Genomic DNA, 11,356 nt, shown 5'->3' on the forward strand with positions numbered 1-11,356 from the left:
TGTATCCTGTTTCAGCGCTTCGTTCAGGGTTTTCCGGTAGTTCCGCAATCCGTAAAGCTTGGACGAAAAGCAATGCACGATGGTCATTAGGTCTTGCACCACTTCCTGTTCTGGCGAGAGACGCTCTTGATTGAGCACCAGCACCTCGCATCCGTGGGATGGTGCGTCGTGCTCAAACCACTCGAAACCGAAGCGAGTACGCCGGTCACGGTGGGCAAGGATCAGGGTCTTGATTTCCCGCCGACCAATTTCGCCCATCAGCGCCAAAAACTTTTTGCGCTTGAAGTTCAGCCCACCGCCTTCTTCCTCGACGAACTCGACGTTCGCCAACCCCTTCGCTACCACAAACTCTTCCAGCACCCTACGCTGATTTGCCAAGTCCGGTTTCTGCGCCGCACGTGATACACGGCAGGAAGCTACTATCCGTGTTGGCTCGGCTACCGCCTGCCGCAACCCAATGAACTCACGCAACTGTGTTTCGGTGTACAGACGGCGATTGCGGTCCGTTTGTGCCACCGGTATCAAGCGCCTTTCGCGTTCCCAACGCTGCAATGTCTTGACAGACACGCCGAGCAGCTTCGCCGCCTTACCAGTGCTCATGGTGCTTTCCATGAGACTGGTATACACTATCGCACACAATTGTCAAGACTAGAGTCTTCCTCCTCCGGTTCATCGCCACCACCAAACGAGTATAGCACAGGCCGGAAGGGCGCGCAAACACTTCACGCGAGCCATCTCGGCCTAGCCGCAAGAACACTGCCCTGCCGTGCGGCGCTACGTATGAGGAGCATGGCCGTTATTGGCCGCATTCGACGGCGGCGTCTCTTCGGCCAGATGGGTATAAATCTGCGTAGTCGCAATCGAGGCATGGCCCAACCGTTCCTGCAACTCACGCAAATCAACCCCGCTGCGCAACTGGTGGGCAGCAAAGGAATGGCGCAACATATGCGGCGTCAAATCATGCATGCCCACCTGTTCGGCATAACTCTTGAGAATGAGCCAAAAGCCTTGACGGGTCAACCGCTTACCGCGATGATTGAGGAAGAGCGCTTCATCATTACCGCTCGTCTGGCGGGCCAACTGAGGACGCGCGATATCGAGATACTCTTCCAGCGCCGTCACTGCCGGATCGCTCAATGGAACCGTTCGTTCGCGGCCTTGCCGGCCCAAGCAGCGCACGGTTTTAGCATCAAAGGCGACATCATCTACATTTAGCGCGACCAACTCACTTACCCGCATCCCCGTTGCGTACAACACCTCAAGCATCGCTCTATCGCGCAACCCTTCGGGTGTGCCATTTTGCAGCGGCAACTCCAGCAGTTCATCAACCTGATGCTGGGAGATTGCCCGCGGCGGAAAGCGATCGACGCGCGGCGCGTCGAGTTGTTCGGCTGGATCGTGGCTGATGACGTTTCGTTCGCGCAAAAAGGCGAAAAACGACTTTACTGCCGCCAGCCGGCGCGCAACCGTCGAGTTGGCGTACTTTTTCTCTTTGAGGTTGAGCACAAAGGCCATCATCACCTCGGCGTCAACATCGGCCCAGCGTTCGATACCGCGATCCTGCAAGAAGCTGCACAACTGATCGAGATCGGTACGATACGCTGCGGTTGTATTGGCCGACATTTTGCGTTCATCGGCTAGATAAGCGAGAAATTGCGCTACATACTGGTTCATGCGTCTGCCCGGTCGTTGATCGCCGCCTGCGTAGCGGTTATGGTACTGGAAAGACGGCGGCGTGTCAATTCAGAAACAGCAGCTCTCCTTAAAGCCACAGTGCTGGCAGCGATAAAATCCGGCCCAGAGGCGCATCTGCGCCTGACAGACTGGGCATTCACGCTCATCATCATCGGTGCTGCGCAGCCCGGCTATCATCAGCGGGGCCGGTTCCTCAGGCGCTGGCGAGATTGGTTCTAGCTGCAACTGACTCATCGACATCCTCCTCCTTCGCCCGCCTATTGTACCATGCGTTGCCGGCTGGCAATACGCTGCGCATAGATTCTGCTATACTGACCATAGCCTGATATACAGAGAGCCAACTTGCATGCGCACATTGATTGTCTTTAACCCAACTGCTGGCCATGCCGGACAGTTAGAAGCCGAACTTGAGGCGGCCGCTCAGGTCTGGCGAGAACAGGGATGGGTGGTTGATCTGCAGCCGACCAATGGCCCCGGTGATGGCCGCTGCCTTGCCCGGCAAGCCGCTGCCAATGGCTACGAGTTAGTGGTGGCCGCCGGCGGCGATGGTACAATCAATGAGGTTGTAAATGGCCTTGTCGGTAGCCAGACGATGTTAGCCACGTTGCCGCTGGGCACCATGAATGTTTGGGCGCGCGAATTGGGTTTACCCCTTCAACCTCGCGCCGCTGCACAAACGATGCTGGCATGGTCGCCGCGCACGATTGATTTGGGCCGCGCCGGCGATCGCTACTTTCTGTTGATGGCCGGGATTGGGTTTGACGCCGCAATTACGGCGAATGTCCGCCCCGACGAAAAGCGTCGGTTTGGCGCTTTGGCATACGTGGTGCACGGCATCAAAGAGGTGATGCGGATTCGCGGCACTCGCGCCCGCATCTTGCTTGACGGTCGCCCGATCAAGGCGCGGGTGTTGATGATTGTGGTCGGTAATTCGCAACTGTACGGCGGCTTGGTCAAGATTACCCACCGCGCCAGCATTGATGACGGCTTGCTCGATGTGTGCGTGATTAAGGGTGATAACGGAATTAATGCGATCGGCCATCTGATCGCGATCTTACGCCGTCGCTTCAGCCTCAATCCCGACATTTCCTACTACCGCGTGCATACGATCGAGGTCATCACACGCCCACCCTTGCCGGTACAGGTCGACGGCGATCCCATTGGGACGACACCTATGCGCTTTTCAGTGGCGCCAGCGGCCTTGCGTGCGCTCTTACCGCCCGATCTGCCCGACGACCTGATCCAGCAGCCGCCGCCAAGCGCGCGCCGGTGGCCGCAACGCCTGCTGGCGTGGCTGCGCCGCCGCCGCGTAGAAGAGTAAAAGGTTATTTGTCGACTATTTATGAATCGCTTCCTGATCCTGCTTCTGCTCCTCGTTACCGCCTGCGCCACACCAGCCGCGCCAGTATCGCCGACCGCACCGGCGACCCTGCGCGGCGACGAACTGCCCGGAAGGCTCTTGTTTAGCCACAGCGGCGGTATCTGGTTGTGGGAAGGACGCACGGCCCGCCAAGTCATTGCACCGCCGGCAACCCACGCCGTGTTTGATCATGCTGGCGAACGGATCGCCTACGTTGTGCCGCGAGCCGGCGCCAGTGATGTGCTCGTTGCTGATCGTGCGGGTGTTCCCATTGCCCAACTCACCCGCAACGACCCGGCTGCGCCCCCCGGCAGCCTCGAGCGGGTCTACGCCGCGATGTGGGCGCTATACCCAACGTGGTTGCCCGATGGCAGCGGGTTGCTCGCCGCGGCCCAAGGCGCGCCGCCGGTGGGTGATCCGCCAGCCGATGCGCCGCTGGCTATCTTTCGTTATGACCTAACCGGCCAGCGCCAACCTATCTTCGCCGACGCAAATGCCCATCTGGGCCGCATTGCCGTGTTGCCATCGGGCGATCTGATCGCGGTGCGTACCCCACTAGGCAGTGACGGGCAACAACAACTGTACCAGATTGCCGGCGGCCAAGCTGCCCCCTTACCGGGAGCGCCGGTTCCAGCATACGATCCGGCCTTGAGCCCCGACGGGCGCTGGCTGGTGTTCGCCGTCGGCATTAACGGGGGAAGTGATCTCTACGCCATGTCGGTTACTGGTGGATCGGCGGTGCGCTTGACCGACCTCGGTACTGCCCGCGCACCGGTCTTTTCACCCGACGGCGCGATGCTTGCCTTTCTCGCCATTCCACCGGGGGGGCGCGGGTTTGACCTCTATCTGGCCGGCGTGACGATTACTGATAAAGGATTGCAGATTGACTCACCACGCCGCATTTCAACCAATTTCACCATCAACGCCGATGCGGGCTTGTCGTGGGCGCGGTAGAAAACATCCGGCGTTGCCGTGTTCACTCTACTGTGCCACGGTCTCTGCCGGTTGCGCCTCCGGCAGCACGACCATTGCCGAACGCTCGCCCAGCAAGTAGGCGATCACATCAGCCGCCGAATAGCCCTGCGTCAAATCGAAGATCGTGCGCAGCCGCACCAGATCATCGCCACTCGTCAACAGCGGTGGCTCAACGCCAATATCGGTGCGCGCCTGCCCCACCCCAATATTGGCCATCAGCGCATTGCACAAACAGCGTCGGCCTTCGGTCTCGGCCAGATCACCGCCCTTCTTGACGAAGGTCGCAATTGGTTCGCTGGCACAACGATAGCCGATGGTTCCCTTCGGTGTGCGATACATCGTGCGCAAATAGCCAAGATCACAGATCCGCTGGCGCGGCACGCCTTGCGCCGGGTCGGCCTCCCAACGCACCACCTTGAACGGATAGCCGGTCGGCGAAGCGCGCGGATCGGTGAAGACATCAACTGCATTACGGGCAGCCGCTGCGAGTACTGAACGGCGCAGCGGATCAGCCAAGCCCGAATCGGTGCAGAAGGCAAAGAGCGTGCCCACCTGAATACCCATTGCGCCGGCGGCCCGTGCCGCCGCCAACCCTTCCGGCGAAGCCGTGCCGCCGGCCAGCCAAAACGGTAGGCCAAGTGCAGCAATCTTGGCTGGGTCAACCAGATCGCGCGGCCCATAGATCGGCTCGCCACGTTCGTTCAGTTGCAACTCGCCCCGTGGCGGCGCATTGTGCCCGCCGGCAGTTGGGCCCTCGATCACCAAACCATCGACGCCGGCAATCTTGCGCGCAAACATCGTCGCCAACGTCACACTGGCTACAATCGGCAAAAACAGTGGCCGGCGCAACGCCGGCGGCTCACCCGGCCAATGCTCCGCCGGCTCGAAGGTAATGTACGTTGGCGGTGCGCCATCGTCACCCTCAATCTCTGCCGTCAGGCGCGCCGGCTGGTTAGCCGCCAACGCATCGAGCGCCGCTGGGATTTCGCGTGGAATACCGGCGCCCATGATAATTACGTCAACTCCGGCCAACAACGCTCCATAGAGCAAGGCCAAATTGGGCAACTGAATTTTAGTTAGCAAATTCATCCCAATTGGGCGATCATGCCCCTCTTTGGCCAGCCAAACCTCGACAAACGCTGCTAACATCGCCACTTGTTGCCGCTCTTTACTCACCTTCAGGTTGTACATCGGCAGCAACGTATACGGCTCATCAGGCGCCCGACCTTCAGGCCGGAAATAGGCTTCAAGCACCCGCTCGGCTACGCCGGGGATGGGAAAATGCGCCATAGCCCGCCGCATTACGCCATCAGGGTCGCCATCTTGCAAGCGCCGGATGAGAATGGTATCAATGCCGGTGCCGGAAACAACACCGAGCTGACCGCAAGCGGCAACGGCCCGCGCCAACCGCCAATCAGAAACGGCGGCGCCCATACCACCCTGAATAATCATCGGCAAATCGGTGGCGCGCATGATTCAAGACTCCTTAGACATTACAAACAGCAGCCGATTACGATCGCTGCCAAAGACAGGCGAGGCAAGGCATCTATTTCCGTGGAATGCCATCGGGGTTAATCAACAAGCGACGCAAACGGAAACTGAATCCTCTCCTTCTTATCATACCGCAGAGTAGGAACCAGCGCCAGATAAGAATCCGCTACCGGCCAGCAGGGCAGAGCGCTGCGCTGACCCTGCTATACTCTTCTGACCCCATCCTCGCAGACAACCATATCAAGCCGAATATCATGCGGCTCGCGGGGCACGTGCGCCACTTCTTGTACGGCAAAAGCGACGCCGACCGCGATAGCAGGTGCAGAGGCCAGCAACGCATCGTAAAACCCACCGCCATACCCAAGCCGGTACAGCTCGCGATCGAACGCCAGCAGGGGCACGATGGTCAACGACCACGCGCCGGGTTGAGCCGGGCGGATTTGGCGCGGCTGGAGCGTGCCAAACCGGCCACGCACCCATTCGGTTTCGGTAAGGCTATCGATCCAGCTATGCTCCAGCCGGTGCTGACCGGCCACGATCGGCACGGCCACCGCTTTGCCGGCAGCCAGCGCCGCCGCGATCAGCGATCTCGTATCAACCTCAGATCGCATCGGCACATAGCAATGAATGGCTGTCGCTGCCAGAAATGCCGGTAGTTGCTGCACCAAGGCGCAAATCTGCGCACTGCGCCGATCACGATCGGGCAGCGCATCGCGGCGTGCAATCATTTCGGCGCGCAAAGCAGCTTTCTGGGCGGCAAGCTCGGTCATGTTGTCGATGATACCTGCTCCATTGAACAAATGCAAAGGCACTATAAGCCTACCGTCGTAGAGGAGGCTGCCAGCTATCTTACTGCAAAGAACGCAGAGGACGCAGTGGGATAACAACCATCCCAAATCCGTTGCGTCCTCTGCGCCTTTACGTTAAGATTCTCCGCGCCCTTCGCGTTCTCTGCCTCCTTGCGTTAAGAATCTTTGCCCCTTTACCCCTCTGCGTCTTTACAATCACAAATGTGGAGCTTTGATTTTGCGAATAAGAGCAGCAAACGGTGGCAACGGCTTCGGATGCGGGTTACGCCGGAACCAACCCAATTCGGCACGGACCGCTTGCTCCTTCAGCTCGGTCGCACCCCAGATGAAGGAAGCGCCGGTTACACCGAGCAGTGCTGACCAGCCGGAATCCATGACGAACAGCGACAGAACAACAATGCCAATGCCAAACAGCATAGGGTACGGCCACCATAAGTAGCCGAGATAATATTCCATGCGGATAACCCAGAAGAAACCGAAACCAATAATACCAAGGCTGAACAAGCCGATTGCTAAGCCTTCCCACATCATGATACACCTCGATGGTATGGTCGATTCATCTACTTGCACACTAGGCTACTTCTGGTTCACGGTGTGCCGATGGTTGCGTATCTACCATCGGATCAGATGGTTCACGATCGAGTGGATCGTGGAGCGTTGCTTTCCCTTCGGCCAGATAACGGGCATGACGCGGATTGCTGGGGTTAGCCGGCGCATGACCGTGGCGCACCCGCCGATCTTGCCGCACTAGTTCAAACGCATCCCACCATAGCGCAATCCCAACCACGCTGCACACGCCACCGATGGTGACATTCGGCGCGAAGAGAGCAGCAACGTTGAGGATGAGACCGGCGATGATCAACGCAACCATTGGTGGCCGAATATCGACGCTCTTCGCTTCAAGCCAACGCACGCCAACGTGCCCCCACCAGATGCTAAGAAAGGTGGCGAGAGCCAACCAGAGACCACTTGTTTGCAGCATGCCATTCCCTCACAAATCTACACAAATCTTAACAATTGTGTGCAGTATTACATGGAAGGGCCGGCCTGTCAAGTGCCAGAGGCCAACAACACACCCACTTCTTCGTGCATCACGGCGCGAAATTGGCCCCAACGGGCCCAATTACCCCTAATCGCCAGATCACTACAATCAGGCAGTTGGCGCAACCGCACAGCCAATCCCGGCAATTCGCCCGGCAATACGGTTCGCATCTCAGCAACTTGCTCGTCCGGGTCGGCAACCTGCAACGTGCCGCCTACTTCATCGAGCAGAAACACGTAACTGACAAACCGATGCGACGTTGGATGCGGCACTTCGTAGGTGATAACGCTCAAAAACCGGCTGATCTGCACGGTAAGGCTCGTCTCTTCGGCGACTTCGCGCGCGAGTGCCGTCGCAATAGATTCAGCCGGCCCAACGCCACCGGTCAATAGCCGGAAAATTGCTGGCGGATAATAGGTTTTGCGCGCGACCAAGATGCCACCATTGCGCCGGCGCACGACCATCCCAACTTCACCGACCCGATCGGTTTTGATTAGCGGATCGAATGTGCCATCGGCGAGCACGACGTGGCGATAGCGCGGCACGCCATACTGGGCGGCAAGTTCAGCCACTTCAGCTTGGTGGTGAGCTGGAAGTCGATCAACGAACGACTGAATATTTATCATGACTGCAACCTCAACCATTCTGAGCGCATGCTCGGCGCTACGGCAAGGGAATATGGGGCACAAATACACCTAGATGAGACGGATGCACACGGTTCGAGCAGAGGGAGCACCCGCCCGCAACAGTCTTCTGTTGTCAGGCAACGATGCCCGCGTCGCTCCAGTCTAGCGCAAAGACCATAAGGACACGAAAGCGGCGCGTCCTGTTGTTATGGCGAGGGAGCAACACGCCCGAAGCAATCTTCTGCTTTGGCGGAACGTATATCTCTGTAGGCTTCGTCGTTCGCTAGGGACATGGATTCTTGTTATCGCGAAGACACGCAGCAGAGGGATACGGGGCTACTGCTTCCTACTAACCCACCGCAACCTCCCCCTACAACACGCCTGATCTAAATGCTGTCGCACTCTTGGCGATAGAATTACCGTCGCAGCCGGCTCACCATCGTCAAATCCTTGGCCGGCCACGTTGCCAAGGCTTGATGAGGATGGTGCGAGTCGCTCCCACCCGACACAAGCAGACTATAGCGAGCTGCGACAGCCAACAACCATTCGCGCGTGGCAGCATCGTGGGTTGGGTAGTAAACCTCGATGCCATCGAGACCTGCTGCGGCCAAGGCCGCAATGTCGTCCTCGGTAGCGGGAATTGCATAGATACCTTTATCACGACCCGGATGCGCCAACACGGCCAACCCGCCGAGATCGTGCGCAACGCTGATGATCTCGTCAACACTCAACGGACGGTACGCCGCAGCAAAATGGGTCAGGATGAAGCGCATCCCAGCCTCTTCATCACCCTCACCGGCCACCCGTCCGGGCAAGTCATTGTGGCGTGCCAACGTCAGTGCGACATCGGCCACCGTGGGCGGGCGGTCACGATCGCCGAGATTGGGCAGTCGAAAGCCGGCTGCCGCCAGATCACGCAGCAATTGCGCCGCATCGGACGCATTGCGATTCACGACCTCAGCGCACAGATCGAGCAGGGCCGGCGCCTCAGGATCAACCCCATACACCAGCGTATGCCAGAGCTTGCCATTAAACGCGCTATCAATCTCAACCCCGCTTACCACCTGCACCCCGTAGTGCATCCCGGCCATCGCGGTGGTAATCACATTCGCCGTCGTATTGTGGTCGGTCACTGCAATCATCGTCAGACCGCGGGCCGCCGCCGCCACCGCCAATGCCACCGGTGTCCACGTCGCATGGTGGGGGGTAGCGTTGGTATGAATGTGCAAATCAATCATGGTCGCTCCACTGGCAGGTTCGCCGCCTGCCACGCTTCAATCCCGCCTTCAAGCGCAGCGACCGGCCCGTAGCCAAGATCACGGAAGATCTGCGCGCCACGTTGGCCCGCCTCTGGCCGGCTGGCATCGCTGTAGGTGATGATGACCCAGCCGGAAGGCAAGGCCGCCAGCCGCTGGTTGAGATCGGGCGAGGCCAAACTGAGTGCGCCGGGCAAATGCGCGGCTTTGTAGGCGTCGCCTGACCGCATATCAACAAAAATTACCTGACCGGCTTGCCAGCGCCGTTGCGCATCAGCTACCGAAATTACCGGCGCAGGCAGGCTGTTGCTGAAATCGCCGTGGCCAGCCGCCGCCTCAACGGTTGGCGCAACCGTCGGGGTGGCAGCCGGTGCCGGCGCACCGGTTCCGGTGATGACGAAAGCGAGCACGCCGGCCAGTAGCACAATGCCGCCGATGATTGCCGGCAAGCGCCATGCCGGCGGTTGGTTGGTGTACGTTGGCTCAAAATGTTCCATACATCAAATGTGGTATTGTCTACATCCTCGCGGTATTATAATGCAGATAGCTGTTCGCCAGCGCGTCGCGCCATTACACAGGGACTGCTGTATGATCACCACACTGCTCGCTAATCTATACCAGTTACGCTTGCCGCTCCCCTTCGCCCTCAACCATGTTAACGTCTATTTGCTGCGCGATGCGCAGGGCTGGACAGTGATCGATACCGGTTTGCACACCCCTGCCGGCGAAGCCGGTTGGCAAGCGGCCTTCGCCGAGCTTGACCTCGAACCGCGCCAGATTCACACCATCGTGCTCACCCATTTTCACCCCGACCATTTCGGCATGGCCGGTTGGCTGCATGAGCGTTCGGGGGCACGAGTGCTGCTCGCGCCGCGCGAGATCGAATTGGCCGAAGAGGTGTGGATGCACCGCGCCGACCATGATGATCCTAGTTTACGCCATTTTCTCCGTCACGGCATGCCCGCCGATCTCGTGCAACAGGTAGTCGGTGCAATCGCAGCCTTGCGCGCTGCCACCCGGCCTCATCCGCCACTCACGCCGCTGCCGGCGGGTACATGGCTCACAATGGGAGAGCGGCGCTTTCTAGCGATCCACGCCCCCGGCCACAGCGATGGCCAGTTAGTATTTTACGCCCCCGATGACCGGCTAGCGCTGGTCGGCGATCAAGTGTTGCTCAAGATCACGCCGCACATCGGCGTCTGGCCGGAAAGCGAGCCTGATCCGTTGCGCAAATATTTGGCCTCGCTGAACGAATTGGCGACGCTTGAGGTTGAGCTGGCCCTGCCCGGCCATGGCAAGACGATCACAGGGTGGGCCGAGCGGGTAGCCGAATTGCAAGCGCATCACCACGAGCGGCTGGCCGCGATGCTGGAAGCGGTGCGCAATGGAGCAGAAACGGCCTTTGCCGTCGCACAGCAAGTCTTTGCCGTCGAACGCTTCACTCCCCACGAGGCGCGTTTTGCAGTTGCCGAAACGATTGCCCACCTCGAATGGCTGGTGACTGACGGTATGATCGCACGCCACGAAGACGATGAGTTGGTGCGGTATACGGCTTAACCTGTTATGTACGTTCGAGCATCACGGTCATGAACCGCTTCCGCATGCGCATCGCGACGGCCAGCACCAGCCCTCCCGCTACGATCTCCGGCCACCGCTCATCATCGCGCGACATCTCGGCGGCGCGGCAGCAGCCCGAAGCCGCGGTTGGCGTCCAACTGTTGAACGACCTCCAGCCGGATGCTGTGGGCGTGAGCGGCGGCCGTCGATGGTCCCCCCGTATCGCCGTGCTCGACGAACGCCACGTCGACCGACTCGCCAATGACGTCGTGGGCCGGTTCCGCCAACGCGGCGACCGGCGCGCGGGCCGGTTCGTTGGCGGGCGTGACGACTACGGCCGGCACCGAACCCGGCGGATCATCCGCCACGTGGACTGTGCTGCCCGTGCGCCGTTGCTGCCCGTCATCGCTGGCGCGCGCGCCGCATTCTAGGGTCGATGGCATCGTGCGCGCGGCACCGGCGCGCGCCCTGCGATGGCGCGCACCGGCGCGTGTAGGTTATGGCCGAGCGGCGCACCGACCCCGGCCTTCAGTAGAGACGGTGCA

General features: G+C 59.8%; 14 protein-coding genes. 4 read left to right on the plus strand and 10 right to left on the minus strand.

Translation table 11 applies throughout. The features are described from left to right. From Q1A00_RS18320 to Q1A00_RS18330, 3 genes are all read right to left on the minus strand, one after another. A partial coding sequence (locus Q1A00_RS18320) for an IS607 family transposase (RefSeq protein WP_366917440.1) occupies window positions 1-612 on the minus strand: 612 nt, incomplete at its 3' end. A 162-nt stretch (window positions 613-774) separates the two neighbouring features. After that, window positions 775-1,674, minus strand: a complete 900-nt coding sequence (locus tag Q1A00_RS18325) for a site-specific tyrosine recombinase (protein WP_298482743.1) — start codon at window positions 1,672-1,674, stop codon at window positions 775-777. Window positions 1,675-1,743: 69 nt separating this feature from the next. Further along, window positions 1,744-1,929 (minus strand): hypothetical protein, encoded by a 186-nt coding sequence (locus Q1A00_RS18330; RefSeq protein WP_298482741.1) that lies wholly within the window; start codon window positions 1,927-1,929, stop codon window positions 1,744-1,746. Between the two features lie 112 nt (window positions 1,930-2,041). On the opposite strand from Q1A00_RS18330, the gene Q1A00_RS18335 reads away from it, so the two are divergent. Together Q1A00_RS18335 and Q1A00_RS18340 are read left to right on the plus strand one after the other, a co-directional pair. Continuing rightward, window positions 2,042-3,016: a diacylglycerol kinase family protein gene (locus tag Q1A00_RS18335; RefSeq protein WP_298482739.1), complete on the plus strand. Its 975-nt coding sequence runs from the start codon at window positions 2,042-2,044 to the stop codon at window positions 3,014-3,016. Between the two features lie 21 nt (window positions 3,017-3,037). Then, window positions 3,038-4,009, plus strand: coding sequence for a hypothetical protein (locus Q1A00_RS18340; RefSeq protein WP_298482737.1), 972 nt, complete (start codon window positions 3,038-3,040; stop codon window positions 4,007-4,009). 27 nt (window positions 4,010-4,036) lie between these two features. Here Q1A00_RS18340 and Q1A00_RS18345 read toward each other — a convergent pair whose 3' ends face one another. The 7 genes from Q1A00_RS18345 to Q1A00_RS18375 form a co-directional block, all read right to left on the minus strand. Then, window positions 4,037-5,503 carry a nitronate monooxygenase gene (locus Q1A00_RS18345; RefSeq protein WP_299758351.1) on the minus strand — a complete coding sequence of 489 codons (1,467 nt, stop codon included), beginning with the start codon at window positions 5,501-5,503 and terminating at the stop codon, window positions 4,037-4,039. Window positions 5,504-5,724: 221 nt separating this feature from the next. Continuing rightward, complete coding sequence (locus tag Q1A00_RS18350) at window positions 5,725-6,291, minus strand: 5-formyltetrahydrofolate cyclo-ligase (RefSeq protein ID WP_298482732.1); 567 nt, start codon at window positions 6,289-6,291, stop codon at window positions 5,725-5,727. 234 nt (window positions 6,292-6,525) lie between these two features. Further along, window positions 6,526-6,861 carry a DUF4491 family protein gene (locus tag Q1A00_RS18355; RefSeq protein WP_298482730.1) on the minus strand — a complete coding sequence of 112 codons (336 nt, stop codon included), beginning with the start codon at window positions 6,859-6,861 and terminating at the stop codon, window positions 6,526-6,528. Between the two features lie 40 nt (window positions 6,862-6,901). Continuing rightward, window positions 6,902-7,312, minus strand: coding sequence for a DUF4491 family protein (locus Q1A00_RS18360; protein ID WP_298482729.1), 411 nt, complete (start codon window positions 7,310-7,312; stop codon window positions 6,902-6,904). 68 nt (window positions 7,313-7,380) lie between these two features. Beyond that, window positions 7,381-7,998, minus strand: a complete 618-nt coding sequence (locus Q1A00_RS18365) for an NUDIX hydrolase (protein WP_298482727.1) — start codon at window positions 7,996-7,998, stop codon at window positions 7,381-7,383. A 416-nt stretch (window positions 7,999-8,414) separates the two neighbouring features. After that, window positions 8,415-9,236, minus strand: a complete 822-nt coding sequence (locus Q1A00_RS18370) for a PHP domain-containing protein (RefSeq protein ID WP_298482724.1) — start codon at window positions 9,234-9,236, stop codon at window positions 8,415-8,417. Then, complete coding sequence (locus tag Q1A00_RS18375) at window positions 9,233-9,751, minus strand: rhodanese-like domain-containing protein (protein ID WP_298482722.1); 519 nt, start codon at window positions 9,749-9,751, stop codon at window positions 9,233-9,235. Before Q1A00_RS18375 ends, Q1A00_RS18370 begins: the two co-directional genes overlap by 4 nt. A gap of 91 nt (window positions 9,752-9,842) precedes the next feature. On the opposite strand from Q1A00_RS18375, the gene Q1A00_RS18380 reads away from it, so the two are divergent. Beyond that, window positions 9,843-10,811: an MBL fold metallo-hydrolase gene (locus Q1A00_RS18380; RefSeq protein WP_298482720.1), complete on the plus strand. Its 969-nt coding sequence runs from the start codon at window positions 9,843-9,845 to the stop codon at window positions 10,809-10,811. 29 nt (window positions 10,812-10,840) lie between these two features. Beyond that, the gene (locus Q1A00_RS18385) at window positions 10,841-11,242 is read left to right on the plus strand and encodes a hypothetical protein (protein WP_299758357.1); all 402 of its coding nucleotides are present in this window, start codon (window positions 10,841-10,843) and stop codon (window positions 11,240-11,242) included. Window positions 11,243-11,356 lie beyond the last annotated feature (114 nt).

This window comes from uncultured Chloroflexus sp., assembly GCF_938091255.1.
GTDB lineage: Bacteria > Chloroflexota > Chloroflexia > Chloroflexales > Chloroflexaceae > Chloroflexus.